The following is an 18,576-nucleotide window of genomic DNA, read 5'->3' on the forward strand; positions in this document are numbered from 1 at the left end:
AAAATCAGGAGATCTCCGGGTCAGAACCAGGTACATTTAGTAGAAGGTGTTCATCATGATCCTGAAATGAATCAGGAGCCATGATGGTAACCGCTGCCGGATCGATCGCAAGACGGATTGGTGTCCGTGTCATCTTTTCTCCCCCCATGATCACGTATTTCCCGGGTTTTGTCTCGATACATGCTGACTGTGCCTTAAACAACCGTGATTCAGGAAATACAAGATGCCGGCCGAGAAGGAATCCTATCCAGAACTTGAGTCCCTGCCATTCACTTTCCGAGTCCATTGCAAAAATGATGAGAGTTTTGTTATCGATATGAGCATCTGGAGTAATTTTACGAGTCCCATAAAAACTTCCGTTTGCAATGATCAATTGTCTTGTTTTGATACATTCAGTAACTCCGTCAATGGTGATAGAACAGGAAAACAGTTGTTGTGAAATGAGATAACTGGTTTCATACAATAGGTAAGATACCATTCCAAGGTATCGTTTCAGAAGTTTCGGAGTTGCCGAAACCACATCCCGGGAAAATCCTATCGTTGCGATGTTGATAAAATATTGATCATTTATCATTCCGAGGTCTACGTCAACAACTTTTCCATGAACGATAACCTCTATAGCTTTTTCAAGCGACATAGGGATCCCCATTGACCGGGCAAAATTGTTCGCCGTCCCCATTGGAAGAATGCCCAGAACAGAATCTTTGTGGACAAAAAGATCAGTAATTGTGTTAAATGTCCCGTCACCACCGCCAATGATAATGAGAGGATGTTTCTGATCCAGTACCTCGGTTACCACTTTTCTCAATCGTTCGGGTTTTCGGACAGGATATGATGCGATTACGTCAATACCCCGAAGATGGAGAAGATCAAGAGCCCTGAAAAATAACTTCTCCCCTTTACGGGAATGGGTATTGACGATGAGAACTGCCTGCCTTTTTTTCCTGATAAGATCTCCAAGTTCCCGCTTATTTGTCATGCAATTTCCTAAAAGAAGAGCGGATGAGATCTCGAATTGGATTTTGAATAAAAGAAAAGTGATTTTTCATTCTTTACCAGAAAGAGTGGACTTGAGTGCTGTATCGATTGCACTTGAAAGATAATCACCTGCAAGGTCAGGAATCACTGATTCGTTGAGTTCTGTAAGATTCTGAACTTTTTCAATGATTGTGTCCTGTTTATTAAGGGCTACGATGGCCTTTTCCCGTATTGGGATCACTTTTTCAGAAACCTGAAGCGAATTCAGATGATCAATCTCGGTCTTGATCACTCCCTGATATTCTTTCAGATCGGCTTTCACAGCATCCCACTGCTTCAGTTTTACATCAGCATTGATATGTCCTATCCTGGTTACTGACTCATTCTGAAATTCCTGAAGCGAGCTGAGGAATGTGAGATCGTTGGTGTTTATAACTGATGAACATCCGGCGACGAGAAGAGAACCGGAGATGACTGATATTAGCATAATTGATAGCCACATTTTTTTCATACAAATACCTCTGTTTTGATGAGAAAGATCATTTCTCTCTCGTACCATAGCATAATGCAAAACGTGCTGGAGCAATCCTGAATGATTGCTTCATACTATGAAGCGTATGTAGATTGCACGTTTAGAATTAATCCTGTTTCACTTCAATTATTTCAAACATTATGCTTTGTATTATGAGTGATATGATTGTGAATATGAAGTATCCGTTTTGCAATATCAATCTCCTCATGAGTGAACAGTTCTCATCATCACAAGATTAGGATCCATTATACGAAAGTAGTTGTCTGAAAGGGGAAAACGCGATTACTTGTTCAATAGCGGCAGGATAGATCAGTCTCTGTACTGTTCGGTTCGTTGGAAATGGTTTTGTTCTATTCTGGCAAAATCTCTGATGATAAGCATAATTTATGCCAGGATTACGCTTATTATGGCTATGATTAGAATGAGGAACAACATAACAAGAACCATTCTTTGATGATCTCTTCTGATGATTTTTTGTACGAAAAAATCCCTCATATTGAAGGTTTAAGAGTAATCTCACCTGTATCGAGTTTACATGAATAGAGATACTTGTCAAGTGGAATCCATGTTTCCGATTCCTTTCAGGTTAGCTCTTTTCTTTTGTAAGATCCAAAAGATGGTTATCGATTTAAAAAATTTCTATTAAGAGCCTAATTGATTCCTTTTCAATACCTGTCGGGGATGTTTTTCAGTATTCCTTATCTCTTTGTGAATCTCTTTGGAACACATTTTCAGATATCGGAAAAAAGAGAAATCCGTCAATAAAGGGGAATCATTATCCAATCTTTCTAAATTTCCCCGCAGGTACCAAAATCTCAAACCTTGCTCCATGACCCGGGACACCTGTCTCAATGATGCTTATTCCCGTGATATCAAGAATTTCTCGTGAAAGATTGAGCCCGAATCCGGTATGCTTATAGTATCCCCTGGTGAAAATTTTTGATTTATATTCAGTCGGGATTCCTACCCCGTCATCCTCAATGATGATGGAATATCCCTCTTTTCCTTCAAATCCGGAGAATCGAATCAAGGTGATAGTATCGCCATATCTCTTTGCGTTATCAACAAGGTTTAAAAAAACTTTCTCAATCAATGGGTCTGCATACACCTCAACCCCTGATATATCTATTTGAATCTGAATCGGGCTGATATCAATAGATTTGATCGAATGAGAGATCACTTTACTGACATCCTGCCAGATTGGTGAACGTACACCAATATCCTGGTAATCACGTGTGAATAATATCTGTACCTCAACATTTTTTGCAGATGCATATGCTTTTTCTAAAAACCCTTTCACCGGTTGATTCAGGTCTTCCTCCATTGCAAAATCAAGATAACCAAGAACTACCTGGAGATCATTTCCGATATCATGTCTGGTAATACTTGATAACAGGTTAAGTTTTGCATTTGCCTGAACTAACGCATCTTCAGCAAGTTTGCGTTGTGTTATATCGAGAAGCGAGATAATGACTTTTTCAAGAGTCTGTTCAAAGCCGGGTACAACGAGCATCTTCAGCAGGACCACCCTTTTATCACCGGTCATCGTCTGAAAAGGAAGTTCAGATTCAAACTCGGTTTTCCCGGATATCAGGGAAATAATCTCCTCTTTGAAGGATGTATAAGAGTCAGATTCAAAGATGGTTGAAAAGCCACTTGAAAAATCCGTTTTGGATTTAGCCTTAAATAACAGCAGTGTAGCACGGTTTATTCGGGTGACCTTTACCATCTTGGCACATAACCTGACTTCATCAGGGTGCGTTTCAAACCATCTTCTAAAATCTTCGATACCTTCTCCTTGTTTCTTATCAATCCAGTACCTGATCTTAGAAAAGTCTTCCTCCCATAGGGAAATTGGAGACTCATCAAACAAGACACGATATCGTTCCTCGCTCTCCCGTAAGGCTTTTTCTGCCCGTTTTCGTTCAGTAATGTCCCGGATCATGACAAGTGAGCCGGTCTCTCCCTGATACTCAAATGGTACTTCTTTTACCCCGACATAAACCGGGGTTCCATCCAGTTTCAGGTAAATCAGATCACGGAGTTCGACTATGACCTGGTCTTCGTTATTGTTTTGTATCCGGTCCCGAATATTCTCATGAAATGAGGGATCGATACGGTCAATAAAATCCGTTCCCAGTAGTTGATCTGCTGAAGCGGCGCCAAATAACTGCAAGGCGGCATTATTGAGGTACCTGAAACGATTATTTGTTTGTATATATATTGCATCAGGGGCGTTATCTACAAGAATTCTGAAGTTCTCCTCACTCTTTGCCTTTTCCTGATGAACTTTAACAATTTCTTCGAGTTGTGTTCGCAATTCCTCTTCACTCTGACGGAGCGCTTCCTCAGCTCGTTTTCGTTCGGTAATATCAGATGCGATTCCAATAAGACCATAGACCATTCCCTCTTCATCATAGATTGGATTGGTATAAACATCTAAAATTATGCCATCGATATTTACTTGTAATGATTGTGGTTTTCCACTCAAGGTTTCTTTACATGCAATAATGATATCGGGATATTCTGCATACAAATCATCAACCCGCTGGCCTAAAACCTGATTAGGTTCAAAATTTAAACTCCTCAAACCAAGTCCTTCAGAAAGGGTGAAACGCATCTCTTTATCCATTGCAAAGAGAACCACCGGGATATTTGCGATTATCGTTTCAAGACGGTTCTTACTCTCACGTAAATCGTCCTCTATTCTCCTGCGTTCAGTAATTTCATACGTGATTCCGAGGATGCGGTCTATATGACCGTCCCGGTTCCGAAGAGGGACCAGTGATGAATGGAAGATACGTTTTCCACTAGGCAGATCCAGTTCAATCTCATCTTCATAGGTTGTCCCTAACTCCAGACACCTGCGGTACTTGGCATTTACTGCCTGACCAACCTCCGGAGAGACTGTTTCATCAACATATTTCCCGATGAGGTCTTTTTTGGAGATTCCTACACTTTTCTCCAGGGCAGGATTAACTTCCAGGTTCTTAAAGCGGCTATCCTCTGTCACTTCCAGGAGATAGATACCTTCTGAAACGTTATCAAAAATCTCCCTGAATCGTTGTTCGCTCTTTTGCAGCGCCTCATCTGCTTTCTTGCGTTCGGTGATATCAAACGCAATGCCCATGAAATAACTAAAATTCCCGTCTATATCCCTTATAACATTTCCTCGGGAGACGTGCCAGCGCCATTCTCCAAAGGCATTACGGACACGATATTCCGTTCCTTGGGGAGTGCAGTCAACACTAATATAGCGCTGAAATACTTCCTGAAGGTTGGGAAAATCATCAGGATGGATGAGTGGCTGGAAAGAATGACCGGTAATTTCATCAGGATTGTAACCAAGAACCGTTTGAAAAGATGGAGATACATAGAGGAATTCTCCTCTGGAGTTAAGTGTGTAAATGAGGTCCTGGCTGTTTTCTACTATAAGCCGATATTTTTCTTCATTTGCCCGCAACGCCGCCTCTGCTCTTTTACGAGCAGTGATATCCCAACCTTCGGCAATGAGGAGAATAGTATTGCCCTGTGGATCTCTCACTGGTTTTAGTGAAAAATCGATATCCATCAGTTCTTTACCTAATGGATGGGTGGTTTCGAACCGTATCACCTCGCCGTTTCTGACCCGGGTGATCGCATTTTTTAATTGTTCCTGGCTGGCAGGATCGTGTGTCCACCATGAGGTAAGCCAGAGCGGTTTTCCGAGTTCTGATCGTGGATCTTTATGCTCATCCTGGAGATATTTGGTTACAACCGTGTTGAGTTCTATCAGGGTTCCCTGGGGGTCAAGGACGGCCATCAAATGAAATGTCTGATTAAAAACCGCCCGGAATTGTCCCACACTCTCCTTCAGGGCTTTTTCCTTTTCTGTTAAATCATGGAGGATGAGGTTATATGGCCTGGTCAGGCTGATGACGACAAATGCCCGGTAGAATAGATAGACTGATAAAAATCTGAAGAGGTGCCCGAGCATATTCGTGAAACCAAAAACTGAGACATAGGAGGTGAATGCCAGTTCTCCAAGAATGAGGAGTACCTGTGCAACGATGATATACTGCCAGACTTCATTATCAAAGTGTTTCCGTTTATGATACAGGATAATGATCGTGGCAATAAGGATGAGTGAAATGAGGTACTCACTTGTAATCTTAAACCGGGTGAGCCCGATACCTTCAATGTAGCAGGTTGGGAAGATTTGCCAGATGAAGATACTGGCAAATATCAATGTAATGGCTGCAGTGAAAACGGTAATGATGATATCTGCATCATACTTCCGGCCTTTTGTAATCGTTCTACCAATAAAAAGTGACCCAATAATGAATGAAATGCTCTGGAAGTATCGTGCTGCAATCCAGAGTTGGGTAGCATAATCCGCATCGGGACCGGGTACTATTCCCATCCCCTTATATGCAAGTGTATGTACAAGATCAATTCCTCCGATAAAGAGGAATGAGATCCCCAGAATGAGGAAAAATGTATCGTTGATGACACCACGGGTATTCCAGATGATGATGAAGATGGAGAATGCAACTGCAATACCGGCGAGTTCAACAACTCCATGAAAGAGAAGGTAATTTCGGAGACTTATGTAGAAGAGGACAACAAGGACAGTTGCGATGAAGGTAATCTGAAGAAAACCTGACGGGCTGGTGAGTTCTTTCAGGTCTCTTCGCAATGTGGTATAAATATCGGTCATCGTTTTTTCTTGCCTATTCCCAATATGCTTCTATAAGATTTTTACCAGATAAGGGTATTTCACTAGATCTATGGGTTGGGAAACTTCATGTTAGAGAGAGATGTTCGGGTTTTTGTTCCGCTCTCATGTACTGAATTACAGTTTTTTAAGTATATGCGTATCTTTTGGGATAAAATAAGATTGGCCAGCCTTGTGATCGGTTGAGACTGGGCACCAGGTCGTATTATAATTCCTGATATTTGAGTTTTTGATATAAATTATACTTTCATTCCACTCTTGAATTTTAATTTCCTGAGTTATGGTATCTTTTGCATGAATACGAATCAATATGATCTGTGTGGTACAAACGAGTGTGTTTAGGCATCTATAAATGTCTCCTTATGAAATATTGATCAGAAATCTCAAAGACCTGGTAATACGTGCTGCATGTTAAAAACTGTCGTAAATATTTAACATATTTCTTTCAGTTAAGGGGTTCGCTGGTATGGCATTTCAAAATTATCCGTTGTTTTACCTATTTTTTCTCTCTGCATTAATTACAGGATATCTATCCCTTTACACATGGAAGAGGAGAGAGATTCGAAGTGCAAAATCATTTAGCATTCTGATGGGTCTTATCTCTGTATGGTCTCTCTTCTATGGATTTGAGGTTATCACAGATGATCCCGCACTTCATGTCCTTTTTTTGAAACTTGAGTATCTTGCCATACCCTGGATTTCAGGTTTTCTGATTCTGTTTGCACTGGAATTTGGAGGATATACGAAATACCTGACAAATAAATTATTGTTTCTGATTTTTCTCATCCCGGTTATCGTGTTTATCGGGTATTTTACAAATGATTACCATCACCTGTATTATGAAAATTCAACATTTCTCCTGATCAATGACCTGGTGGTCATTTCCAATACTCCGGGGATGCTATACCGACTCCTCACTGTAGCCAATATTGCAGCTGCCATTTTCGGATTTTTAGTTGTTCTTCAGGTATATTATCATGCTCCGCCATTGCTCCGTCCTCAACTCAAATATACTCAATTATCCTTTATTGTGGGAATCGTGTGTGTATTATCATATTTCGTGTTTCCGAAATTGTATCCAGATTTTGATTTGTCTCCCATTTTTCTCGTGATAATTGGTGTTTTTTTACTTCATGCCATATTCAGGTACAAACTTCTCGATCTCATGTATATCCCGTACCGGAACATTTTCAGTTACCTTCATGAAGGTGTGATGGTACTGGATCCAAAAAACCGGATACTGGAGATTAATGAAGCAGCATCACTCTTCTTTGATCAAGATCAGGAAATATTGCGGGGAAGGAATCTGGAATCAATAGATTCGCCTCTCAAAGAGTATTACCCGGCCTTAACTGGAAATGACGGAACAAAGTTTACTATTCACAAGAAAAAAGACCAGACAGAATATTTTTTTCTTGTTGAGATGTATCCGGTCTATAATTTGAAAGAGATGATAACATGCAGGATGGTTATTTTACATGATATATCAGATATTACAAAGTCTAACAAGGCACTTGAAGAAGCAGGAAAAAAATTAAGTTTATTAAATTGCATTACCCGGCATGATCTTCTGAATCAAATCGCGATAGTTTCAGGATATTCAAATGTCATGATCGATTCATCATACAATCCGGACCTCTATAAACATCATTTAGAGATTATCAGGGATTCTTCTGATATGATGAAAGATTTAATTCAGTTTACCGCAGCCTATCAAAATCTTGGAGTCGGAAGTCCGGTCTGGTTATCAGTAGAAGGATTAGCAACCCGGGCATGGAAATCTCTTCCAAATGCTGATGGGATTTCGCTTGAAGTTCGCTCAAGCGTTGAAATTTTTGCTGATTTATTACTGGAAAAAGTATTTTTCAATCTTTTTGATAATTCAATCAGGCATGGAGGGGAAATACACAAAATCTCAATATTTTCATATGAACAAAATGGAATTCATTTTCTGGTATACGAGGATGATGGTATGGGAATCGAACCCGAAATTAAACCTAAAATATTCAGTCGCGGGTTTGGGAAAAATACCGGGTACGGATTGTTTCTGATTCGCGAAATCCTGTCGATTACATCTATTACTATTAATGAAACCGGGATATATGGAAAAGGTGTGAGATTTGAGATGAAAATTCCCGCCGGTGGTGTCAGGAAGAGATCAGATAATTCTGGCAGTGAGGAGAGGGAAGAGAAATAATTTTTTATATATCGTTATATTAATTGCCTTCATCTCTGGTTGTATGGAGGTTCGTGGTTTTCGAGCAGAGGGTGAGATCAAATATATTCACCCTCAAAAATGGGGTTTATTCCTGTTCTGAGTTACCTGGTGATTCCATTTTACGTCAGGTCATAATTTGGTTTTGAGAGAGTGCTATTTTTCTGATTAAACCAATTATTTGGTTAATATTGTAAATTGGAGTGAAATAATTTGATTTTGTCTTTGTAATATCTCCCAAAAAATCCTTTACATATCCTTTTTATATTGGCCTATTTATGGATGAGTTGATATAGACTATGTTGTAAATCTGGAGGGGAATTACGGGTCCTTATTGTGTGAATAGTGACACTCAAATCAAAGTTATTTTTATAAATCACGTGATTTGAGAGGGTTTTTTGTTGTGCATTGCAAAAAACCACGATATGGGGTTATTTAATGATCTCTTTGTTCATTACCTGATAAAATAAGGCTAAATTGGGCTTATTTTTACATGAAAGAAAAACAACCCATATTCTGATTACTCTCTTACAGAGGAATTAAACTACCCCGGATATCTCTATTCATATTATGATTTTTAGTCCCGAAGTCATACTCGAAAAACTAAATATTCTCCTTCCAATGTTTCAGAAAAAAAATTGAGTTGTCCGGATTGGATTATTTGGATCATCCATTCGCGGAGAGGCTTTTCCTAACAGTGACATTGACATTATTGTCGCCTTCCAGGAGAACAGGGAGATCTTTGATAATTATATGGACCTGAAGTCTTTTCTGGAGGATTAAGTCTATTTGAATTTTCTGAGTCTATAGCCTTGATAATATCTCGTAGTTTCCCGGGTGTCTATGATATATCTCTATTTTTTATAGGGGTTCGTGGCCTTGGATAGGTGAAATGAGTACGAGTGGTGTCTCTTACCCAACTTTATTCATTAATTGGTCTATCAAAAGTACTTTATAAAATTAGGTGAAAAAACACCGATAGAACCAATTTTAGAAGGAAATAAAGAAGCAAAATTCATTGCAATAAGATGTTGTCAACCTCCCGCTGGTTGTATTCGATGGACTTTCAACTCCTTTCCGAGCATATGATAGAATTTGAGATAACTGATAGTTTTTCTCTAAAAATTGTGGAAAAAGTCAAAAAAGGATCAAACCCGAATTATAAAATTCTGAGGTAATTCCTCCTCAACAGAACGCTGAATGTGTTGCTCATATTGAAGGATTGTCAATGTAAATCGGAAGAAGAAGAATCAAACTCCGTCACCTATTTTTAAAGATTGATGTGATGAGTGGCATTAGTAATTATCTGACAATCTTTAGTTTTAACAAGAAAAAACGCGTTCAATTTGACAAACCCTACCGATATTTATCCTTGTAAAGCTACCATTGATATCACCCTGCTTTGTAGGAGGTATGGGAATGGTTAAAAAAATTTTAAGCATTATTGTTGTATTAATTCTCTTTTCATGTCTGATTTCAAGTGCAGTCGCTGAAAAAAGTAGTAATGTAACAGCTTCACTTTCAGAAGCAAAAAAAGAGGTAACTCCGGCTGGTGTCTGTGATCAACCATATGCTCTCTGTGATACCGCATATTGTGTTCCTTCACAGGATGACCCCTCAAAAGTTATCTGCTCTTGTTCGGTTGAAAAAGGACCATCAATAGGAGCAAAGAATTGTTCATCCTGGGCCCCCATTGGCATGTACAAAAATGAGGATGGACAATGGATGATTAAGGCAGGATATGCTGTTGGACAGATTACATCGACGTACTCATTCCATAATGCTGCCCCTGTTGATGGGCGTGAGATCGACGCTGCTAATACATCTTCTGATTATACGGGTGATGTATATTTGAAAACCATCCAAAACGGAACCTGGGCAGATTGCTGGACTAAACCCTGTTCAGTGCTTCCACAAGATATTACAGCAGATGTTAATACAGAAAGAAAAGCATCAGACAACGCTGTATGCAATTGTGGACTGGTTGTAAATTCATCTGAATGGTATATCGGAGTTAATGGAGTAGAAAAATGTGAAAATGCTTCAGTTGGACATGATTATATCATTTCAGGAGCAGACCCGAAGACCACTGATGGCGGCATGAAAATGCTGGCAAAATACATTAAAGACCATCCTGGATCAGATCCAACCCAGCAGTATATGATGGGATACTGTGAAAATTGCACTACATCTGCAAACTCAACTTCTTGATAAGGGGATTTTTCCTCTTTTTTCTGATATTCCTAAAAAACATCTCTTCATGTCACTCAAATTTCCCGATAATTTCTGGTGCCACTCTGATCTCTCCACGAGTGTTCTGTAGCGGATTTTTTCCCTGACAGAAGAGACGTATTGTTTTTCAATAGATTTTAAGTACTTCTTGAAAGATATCTGAAGAAAATATAATGGGTGAAATTACCAGGGAGTTATATCGAGGCAAACAACCACTAATGTACTGACCAAATTTAACTCCTAAAGATCCTCTGCAATAACCATATCCCATATTGAATGGCATCCCACATCTTACCCCACTTGAAACAGCGAAGAGCCAAACTGCTTAACATGAGAATATGGCCGGGAAAAAAGAAAATGGATCATAATTCACTTTTTCCGTGCTACATAGAAGGTTACCATAGTATGAGTTCCCGAACCATCATCTGGTAACAGGTCATCACATGTGTCTTCTACAGAAAACCCCTCTTCACCAAGGATGGCAACTATACTGTTATACTGGTAATAATGGGTCCAGAAACGGTACACCGAACATTGATCCGGTTCTGAGCAGACAATATGTTGCTGGAGGATAACATTTGCTCCCTCATAATGAAATGATTCAGATAGGACAAGATATGTCCCCATTTTCCAAAACCCGTCATTTGCCATATCCCAAGATTTACCTGGAATTGTCATGACGGCGGGTGCTTTGGGATTGAGGGTATCAAAAATGAATAATCCCCCTGGTTTTAACGCTCGATAGATATTTTGCAGTAACCTGGTTCGATCATGTGGAATGAGAACATCAAAATCACAGAATATGATGATAACCAAGTCAAACTGGTTCTCAAAGGTGAGATCAAGATAATTGCTTTGAAGATATTCGATCGATAATCCTTTATGGGTGCTACTCTGGCGGGCATATTCGATTGAACGTTTCGAAAAATCTACGCCTGTCACTTGATATCCGTGTTCTGCTAGAAGTTCACAATATAAACCAGGTCCGCATCCAAGGTCAAGGATCGATTTTTGCTTGGTTTCCAGATGTCTCTCTATCCACTGAACTGTTCTTTCGATAGTAACTCGTTTTCTGCTAGCTGCATCGCAGTCCTGATTCAGGTGCAGTTGAAGTAGGTGATGGGAGATATAATCGTCTTCCCACATGCTTGCATTGCCTGGTTCATAGAGCGCCGGTTTAGTAATAGTTTTTAAAAGGCTGGATATCTGCATAGTAATCTCCAGATTTAGGATGCTTTCAAAAGACGTTTCCTGTTTTCACTTTCAGGTACCTATCCGGTAACACAATACCTCATATGAGATGTCACTAGTGATGGGCACATGAACAACTATCTATTCAGATAGTTCATATCTGGAAATTAGAGATTTCAAATCTCATTGATTTCTGCATCTAACAATAAATCCTTTCCGTTTTTCCCGTATCAACTCCAGGAGGCTGTCCTGTTAGATGATTCACGCTGGACAGCCTCCATACTGGGGATTTTTACTGTGCATATTTTTTTCCACCGAATCATCAGATAAACGAATTCATAGATGTTATTTTGGGTACCTTAAATTACGTAAATTTTTGGACTAATTTTTTTTAAAATTGGCAGTTACAGGATTCTTACTTTCTTAATCGAAAAATGCAAGAACATCAAATTTCTAGAGGAACGCTCAGCTAATAATAAGAAATTTCAGGGAGTTATGTCGAGCCATTCTACCCCTAAAGTGGTGACCGGATTGATCCGGTTCATCCGCTGAAAACAGTCCATGCATAATATCCAGAAAATTATAAACGCATTTTTCTGGCATAAGTGTTTCCTGGATCTTTATGGAAGTTAGTGGCTTTGTAGCGAAGGAGCGAAGCGATGGGGTGCAAACCGAACCAAGACACCCACGGAAGAAACGAGTTTCTCTCTCCTGGGGTTTGGCTTGGAGAGAGGGATTAGGGGTGAGAGGCAAGGTCACAGGGGTGAAATATGGAATTATTTTAATATTTTGTTAAAAGACTCAAAATCGTGATTTAAATAACATTTGGTTTTACTTTTTCATTTCTTATATATTACATTATCTTTTTCGAATCGATCTAATATCAAATCACAAATTTTTTAGTTTTCTGATATTGAGATTCTTTTTTGGTATGATAAGCGGCAAAATCCTATGATTTAAAAGTGGTTCAGCATAATTTTCATATGCGTAACATCCTCTGTCAAGTATTATACTATCGTTCTCTTTCAAAATGCTTCTTCTCATTAATTCAGCGATTATTTCAGAAAAAATTTTCGAATCATTTGGAGAACCTGAATGTAGCAAAAAAAGTTAATGGCAATAATGATTTTGAATCTATTGCCAGTGTTAGTTTATATCCGATGTAATACTCTTTTGAAGGCGAATATCCCCAGGAATAAGGTAATGAGTCAAGCTTTGATTTTGAATATTTCCTTCGAAACCAATTCAAATCAATGGATAATGCAGAACCGTCAATTATGATTGTTTGTGACTTTTTAGTTCTTTTCCTCGGTTTTATAGAATTTAATATTCCATTGGTTAATGCAATGAATTGTTCATCTGAAAATTGACTCGAAAATTGGTAAAGCCAATCGGCAGATGGAATCGCCCTAATATTTAGAAATTTTCGTTATTAGGGACGTTTCTTAATTTCACTAATGACATACATGATGTCTATAGAGAAAAACATAGCAACAAATATTATTGAAAGATAGAATCGGGCAAATGGACCCGGATTTATACCCGCTTTAGAGATTTCTTGTCCAAATCTGCGTTTATCAAAATTACAAATGACAGTTTCAAGCAATAACCATTTATGATCGTTAGGATCAACTATAAGTAGAGATTTCATTGTTATAACCAAAAATAAATGTCCTTCTTGTAGCTTAGTTCTTTCGGTTTGAGTTTCTCCTTTTATCAGAATTAAGGGACATTAGAATACACTTTTCATGAGCCAGTGATATTTGGAGTAGTTAGGGTGAATTGGGGCATATTCATCCGGCTCAACCTAATTCATTTGTAATATTGCGTGCATATGGGCGATTCACTCATCGCCATGAACATTTTTTCCTGGTTATGGCAAAGCCGAGATACAATACTCCCTACCACCCTATCGATCAGATATTCCGTAAAAAACGTTTCAATCCAATCTGGCTGATAAATATTAGGATATCCAACAATCCGATTAATGATCAACAGATCATCTTCATCAAAAAAACCGTTTCGACGGGGTAAGATCAATTTATTCGTGCAATGAGCAGAAGCTAGCCCACCGGTGCAGTGTCACAACCAGGTGTTCTATACGATAGTGACCCAACCGGCGACCGCATGGTGCGGGCTCTATTCCCGTGTAATCTGCCAAAATTCTTGAATATTTCATCTCTCATGCTTATTTGAATCTCCTCAAGAACCATATGTGGGAACAGCCATAAAATACAGCAGAATTCCGGAGCATTCTGGCCCATGACACCAACACTAATCCAAGGCGTACATAAAGGAAAAGTTTCATCAGCAGTTAATTCCATTGCTGCCAGTGAGGGTTTCTCTCCTGAATATGTTCAGGAATGTATAGGATCCGGCAGCATCGTCATCATGCAGAGAGACGGACACTACACTGGTATCGGAAAAGGGCTGCGTACAAAAATCAATGTCAATCTGGGAACCTCATCCTCGAAAGTCTGTCTTGATGATGAGATAAAAAAAGCACAAATCGCTGAAAAATTCGGGGCTGACACGATCAGCGATTTATCAATGGGTGGGGATATAGATCGAATCCGGAAGACAATCTTCTCTTCGACCAGCCTCCCCATCACCACTGTTCCCGTATATCAGACTGTTTCGGAGATTGGCCTGAAGAAGATGACCGCAGACGATATTCTTGAAACGGTCAGGTCTCATGCAGAAGAGGGTATGAGTTCACTGGTCATCCATACTGTCACTTCAGCAATGCTCGCACAGATCCGGAAAAGAAAGCGTATCCTGGGGGTAGTTTCCAAAGGAGGATCTATCACCAGTGCGTTCATGGCGATCAACGAATGTGAAAACCCATTCATTGAACATTTCGATACTATCCTCCACATCTGCCAGGACCATGATATTGTCCTCTCGCTGGGCAATACGGCACGGAGTGGCTGTATCAATGACCAGCGTGATATGCTCCAGCGGATGGAGGAGAAGAACAACGTATATCTTGCAGAAAAGGCCCATGCTGCCGGGGTTCAGGTTATTATCGAGGGTGCGGGTGGCCACATCCGCCTGGATCGGATCGCCCCGATGATCCGACGCTATAAAAAAATGGCAGACTTCCCCCTCTTTGTTGCCGGCCCACTCCCTACAGATATTGGAGTCGGGTATGATCACATCGCTGGCTGTGCCGGAGCAAGTACGGCAAGTGCTGCCGGTGCTGATTATCTCTGCTATATCACGCCGGCTGAACATCTCGGTCTTCCGACAGTGGATGCTGTAAAAGAGGGGCTGATTGCGTTCAGGATCGCTGCCCACATTGGCGATACTGTTAAGTCGGGAGTTATGGCTGAGGACCGGTCCGTCGCCATGCTCCGTTCCGTTCTTGACAGAGAGGGACAGGTAAGGTGTGCCATCGATCCTGAACGGGCCTCCTCACTTTCAGATGGTGAGCCGGAATGCACAATGTGTGGGGATTTCTGTGCGATTAAGATCATTCAGGAACTCCAGTGACGATGTTACCTGTTCCGGACAGGTATTATTTGAACCAGAATTTTGACAACTATCTTCATCATGAGTTGATTCCATCAGTTTGGTTGAAACCGTAATGGAGACAGGTAGATGGCAGGTCTGTTTATTGTGGTGGTTTTACAATATAAGATATAATCCTCCTTTAATAGGAATTAATTTGTAAACACTTCATCAATAGACTCCATTTATTATTTCATCTGTCCTAATTGGATGAGTATTCAATATCATGAGATTCATGAATCACCCCCGTATTCTCCGTACTCACTCACATTCATCCTGCCTGCTGCAACAGACCGCTCTTCCTGTGTCCAGTTCACGGTCCCGATTTTCTTACTCAGTGAAACCAGCCCGGACCCGGTGATATCAACACCTCCGGATGTCAGACCCTCTGACATTCCCCGGACTGCAGTATAATTCCCTGACTCAAGAATTCCCCGGGTCTCGATCTCGGCACAAGGGTCTCATCATCTGACCTGGCAAACATACATCGCCAGATCTCAGACTCCGGAGCACTGGTCTGTCAGAATACTCCTGGATCCCTGCCGGATCAGTTGACGAGATCCGGGTATGAGTAACAACTTGAGTTGGTAAAATCTGATTGCCATGAACCGTTTGATCGAAATATATATATATCCAATATATTTCGTTGTGTTGATTTTTACAGCATAAGAGGTAGTCTCACTGCAAAGGAAATTGAATCGTGTGCTGCCAATCCGAAGTCCTTTTTAGAGAGATGTGGATATGCTCCACTATTCACAAACAAGACTAAGAGTGTATTTCACCATGCGGTGAGTTATATTTCCGGTTTCTTGACTCTGCTATGTGGCTCATATATGAGTAGAATATTCGAGAATATTCCCGAAAGTGGAACTTCTCGAGATTTTAGCCATTTTATCTCTTCTTCTCCATGGTCTCCCGAAAAAGTGATGAAATTGACACGAACAAATATTATTCACCATTTAGAGCCTAATGGAGCCGTAATTTTTGATGAGACTGGTCAACAGAAGTATGGATCTGATTCAGTTGGAACATCACATCAATATCTGGGCACTCTTGGACACACATGTACTGCCCAAGTGGTGGTCTTTGCGTCATATTGCGTAGATAATGTCTCAAATTTGATTGATTATCGGTTATTTTTACCAGAATCATGGGTTCATAATCACTTTAAAAGTCTAAAAGCAGAAATTCCTCTTGACCGAATTGAGCACAAAACAAAGTCTGAACTAGCTTTAGAGATGTTAAACTCATTTATCTCTGAAAAAATTCCATTCTCTTACGTACAGACGGATGGGTTGTATGGCAATGATTCAAATTTCATTTCAGGCTTATATCAGAGAAAAGTCTCATTTATCTGTGATATTCTTAGCGATACACTTGTTTACATCACCGAGCCCATACAAATAATTCCGGAGCGACAAGGAAACAGAGGTCGCTTTCCTTCAAAGCCAAAGGTACTGAATAATTTTCCTATTCAAGTGAGGTGGTTAGCCGAGATTCAACAATCTTGGGTTCGGTACCTATCAGATTTACAGATAGAGAAGAATAACTAAAACCCCCTGTTTTCAGTACCGAGTTTATAAAGAGTTTTTTAACTCAAATTTTTCGAAAGGGGTTTTAACTATCCTCGAGGATAATCTCATAAAAGTATAGAATATTTGAGAGTATTTTAGAATTAAATCATTTCTCTATAAGTAGTACCTTTTACAATATTAGTTAAGATACAGAATTTTCGATTCAGTTATGGGCAAATTGGGAATTATATGAATTTATCACACTTAGGTTTGTTGGGAATTATTCTATTTTCATTAATTTTAACATTTAACACAATTTCTGCAGCAACCACGGAAAATTGGGAGGAAAACTGGGCCCCATGGGTAACAAATACCTCACTCACATCAGCTACGATAAACTGGCGGCAGGATACCACTGGTCCTGGTATTGTTCAGTATGCAAAAACAAGTTCATATGAAAAATCCAAACAATTCGATGAAGTTGTAACGGATCTAACAGAGAAATCGATGCACCATGTGCTCATATCAGGCCTTGAGCCTGAAACATCGTATACGTACAGGGTACGACCTCTGATGAAAGAAGATACCTTTTCACCCAGGAAATTCAGGACATTACCACAGAAAGGACCCTTTACGTTCATTGTTTTAAGTGATACCCAGGAAGGATCCCGATATTCTGAAGACAAACGATTTCATTTTGTTGCAGATGCAATAGCTGAGGAACCTGATGTTCTCTTTATCCTTACCGGTGGCGACCATGCAAGTTATGATGATTTTAACAGATGGGGGATTTTCTTCCATAACGCTGAAGGTGTTCTTGGGAACACAACAATCTATCCCACTATAGGAAATCATGAGTACCATGATATCAATCATGGCGATGCACCACTTTCAGCAAGCAACTATCATGATGCGTTTAATATGCCACTCACCTATAGTTTTGACTGTGCCGGTATCAGATACCTTATTCTGAATTCACAGGATCCAGAAGAGGCATTACTTGTTGGAAGCGATGATCCGCAGCCATCGATGAACACAACCTCAAGCCAGGTTCCCTGGCTCCGGGAAAAACTTACCGACCCTTCACTTAAAGGAGTGTTCACGATACAGCATTATCCAGACTGGATGAACGGGAGAAAAGAGGTAGATCCCAGACTTGCCTCATGGGATGAATTATTTAGGGAACACAATATTAGTGCATCGTTTGCCGGTCATGTCCATGCATATGAACGTTTCCTAATCAACGGGACACCATACTTTATTGTTGGAAATGCTGGTGGTCCGGCAGTTACAGTTAATCGTACCAGGACGGAAGGATACCAGTTTGGAACAACAAAAAGACTCGGGTATCTGAAGGTCACGGTTAATCCTGATGCAAATACTGCAACAGCTGAAGAGAAGGTTGTAGGATATGTAAAAGAGGATAATGACGACGAAACACCGGTAATCTATAAAAAACCAGTCGTTGATGAAACGGTAACATTTCCACTAAAACGATAACCACTTTTTTTTATTGCTGGCATAGTGAATCTCATTGTTATGTATAATTACTAATACTCAACGATGATGGAGATATCGGAAAATGATTATGGAATTTTTGAAGAAATTAAAGAAAAAGGAGGGGAATATCGTTATGTGTTTCGGGAATCAAGGATTCCTACGAAAGAAAGGTCCGTTCATCGGG

The 18,576-nt window shown here is 39.9% G+C and carries 12 protein-coding genes; 6 read left to right on the forward strand and 6 right to left on the reverse strand.

Annotation, left to right across the window (positions count from 1 at the left end; translation table 11 throughout):
- Positions 1–4: 4 nt before the first annotated feature.
- The 3 genes from DK846_RS02040 to DK846_RS02050 all read right to left on the reverse strand — a co-directional run bounded on the left by DK846_RS02040 (position 5) and on the right by DK846_RS02050 (position 6,209).
- The gene (locus tag DK846_RS02040) at positions 5–979 is read right to left on the reverse strand and encodes a diacylglycerol/lipid kinase family protein (protein ID WP_109967247.1); all 975 of its coding nucleotides are present in this window, start codon (positions 977–979) and stop codon (positions 5–7) included.
- A 66-nt stretch (positions 980–1,045) separates the two neighbouring features.
- Positions 1,046–1,489: a hypothetical protein gene (locus tag DK846_RS02045; RefSeq protein ID WP_146201099.1), complete on the reverse strand. Its 444-nt coding sequence runs from the start codon at positions 1,487–1,489 to the stop codon at positions 1,046–1,048.
- Between the two features lie 796 nt (positions 1,490–2,285).
- The gene (locus tag DK846_RS02050; RefSeq protein WP_109967249.1) at positions 2,286–6,209 is read right to left on the reverse strand and encodes a PAS domain S-box protein; all 3,924 of its coding nucleotides are present in this window, start codon (positions 6,207–6,209) and stop codon (positions 2,286–2,288) included.
- Positions 6,210–6,693: 484 nt separating this feature from the next.
- On the opposite strand from DK846_RS02050, the gene DK846_RS02055 reads away from it, so the two are divergent.
- The 3 genes from DK846_RS02055 to DK846_RS02065 all read left to right on the forward strand — a co-directional run bounded on the left by DK846_RS02055 (position 6,694) and on the right by DK846_RS02065 (position 10,653).
- On the forward strand, positions 6,694–8,424 hold the full coding sequence (locus DK846_RS02055) for a histidine kinase N-terminal 7TM domain-containing protein (protein ID WP_109967250.1): 1,731 nt from the start codon (positions 6,694–6,696) through the stop codon (positions 8,422–8,424).
- Positions 8,425–9,093: 669 nt separating this feature from the next.
- Complete coding sequence (locus tag DK846_RS18100) at positions 9,094–9,225, forward strand: nucleotidyltransferase family protein (protein WP_109967778.1); 132 nt, start codon at positions 9,094–9,096, stop codon at positions 9,223–9,225.
- 636 nt (positions 9,226–9,861) lie between these two features.
- The gene (locus DK846_RS02065) at positions 9,862–10,653 is read left to right on the forward strand and encodes a hypothetical protein (RefSeq protein ID WP_146201100.1); all 792 of its coding nucleotides are present in this window, start codon (positions 9,862–9,864) and stop codon (positions 10,651–10,653) included.
- A gap of 390 nt (positions 10,654–11,043) precedes the next feature.
- Here DK846_RS02065 and DK846_RS02070 read toward each other — a convergent pair whose 3' ends face one another.
- Positions 11,044–11,886 carry a class I SAM-dependent methyltransferase gene (locus DK846_RS02070; RefSeq protein WP_109967252.1) on the reverse strand — a complete coding sequence of 281 codons (843 nt, stop codon included), beginning with the start codon at positions 11,884–11,886 and terminating at the stop codon, positions 11,044–11,046.
- Positions 11,887–12,753: 867 nt separating this feature from the next.
- Positions 12,754–12,969, reverse strand: a complete 216-nt coding sequence (locus DK846_RS18275) for a transposase (RefSeq protein WP_109967253.1) — start codon at positions 12,967–12,969, stop codon at positions 12,754–12,756.
- Positions 12,970–14,127: 1,158 nt separating this feature from the next.
- Between DK846_RS18275 and thiC the strand changes: the two genes are divergently transcribed.
- A complete protein-coding gene (gene thiC / locus DK846_RS02085; protein WP_109967255.1) occupies positions 14,128–15,360 on the forward strand; it encodes a phosphomethylpyrimidine synthase ThiC in 1,233 nt (410 codons plus the stop codon).
- Positions 15,361–15,611: 251 nt separating this feature from the next.
- On the opposite strand, the gene DK846_RS17530 is transcribed toward thiC, so the two are convergent.
- Positions 15,612–15,773 carry a hypothetical protein gene (locus DK846_RS17530; RefSeq protein ID WP_181391576.1) on the reverse strand — a complete coding sequence of 54 codons (162 nt, stop codon included), beginning with the start codon at positions 15,771–15,773 and terminating at the stop codon, positions 15,612–15,614.
- 189 nt (positions 15,774–15,962) lie between these two features.
- Between DK846_RS17530 and DK846_RS02090 the strand changes: the two genes are divergently transcribed.
- The gene (locus DK846_RS02090; protein ID WP_109967256.1) at positions 15,963–16,931 is read left to right on the forward strand and encodes an IS701 family transposase; all 969 of its coding nucleotides are present in this window, start codon (positions 15,963–15,965) and stop codon (positions 16,929–16,931) included.
- A 210-nt stretch (positions 16,932–17,141) separates the two neighbouring features.
- Complete coding sequence (locus DK846_RS02095; protein WP_109967257.1) at positions 17,142–18,392, forward strand: purple acid phosphatase family protein; 1,251 nt, start codon at positions 17,142–17,144, stop codon at positions 18,390–18,392.
- Positions 18,393–18,576 lie beyond the last annotated feature (184 nt).

This window comes from Methanospirillum lacunae (genome assembly GCF_003173355.1).
Classification (GTDB): Archaea; Halobacteriota; Methanomicrobia; order Methanomicrobiales; family Methanospirillaceae; genus Methanospirillum; species Methanospirillum lacunae.

Coding starts and splice junctions, on each gene's coding strand:
- DK846_RS02040 (WP_109967247.1), bottom strand. CDS start 979: ATGACAAATAAGCGGGAACTTGGAGATCTTATCAGGAAAAAAAGGCAG.
- DK846_RS02045 (WP_146201099.1), bottom strand. CDS start 1,489: ATGAAAAAAATGTGGCTATCAATTATGCTAATATCAGTCATCTCCGGT.
- DK846_RS02050 (WP_109967249.1), bottom strand. CDS start 6,209: ATGACCGATATTTATACCACATTGCGAAGAGACCTGAAAGAACTCACC.
- DK846_RS02055 (WP_109967250.1), top strand. CDS start 6,694: ATGGCATTTCAAAATTATCCGTTGTTTTACCTATTTTTTCTCTCTGCA.
- DK846_RS02065 (WP_146201100.1), top strand. CDS start 9,862: ATGGTTAAAAAAATTTTAAGCATTATTGTTGTATTAATTCTCTTTTCA.
- DK846_RS02070 (WP_109967252.1), bottom strand. CDS start 11,886: ATGCAGATATCCAGCCTTTTAAAAACTATTACTAAACCGGCGCTCTAT.
- thiC (WP_109967255.1), top strand. CDS start 14,128: ATGACACCAACACTAATCCAAGGCGTACATAAAGGAAAAGTTTCATCA.
- DK846_RS17530 (WP_181391576.1), bottom strand. CDS start 15,773: ATGTCAGAGGGTCTGACATCCGGAGGTGTTGATATCACCGGGTCCGGG.
- DK846_RS02095 (WP_109967257.1), top strand. CDS start 17,142: ATGAATTTATCACACTTAGGTTTGTTGGGAATTATTCTATTTTCATTA.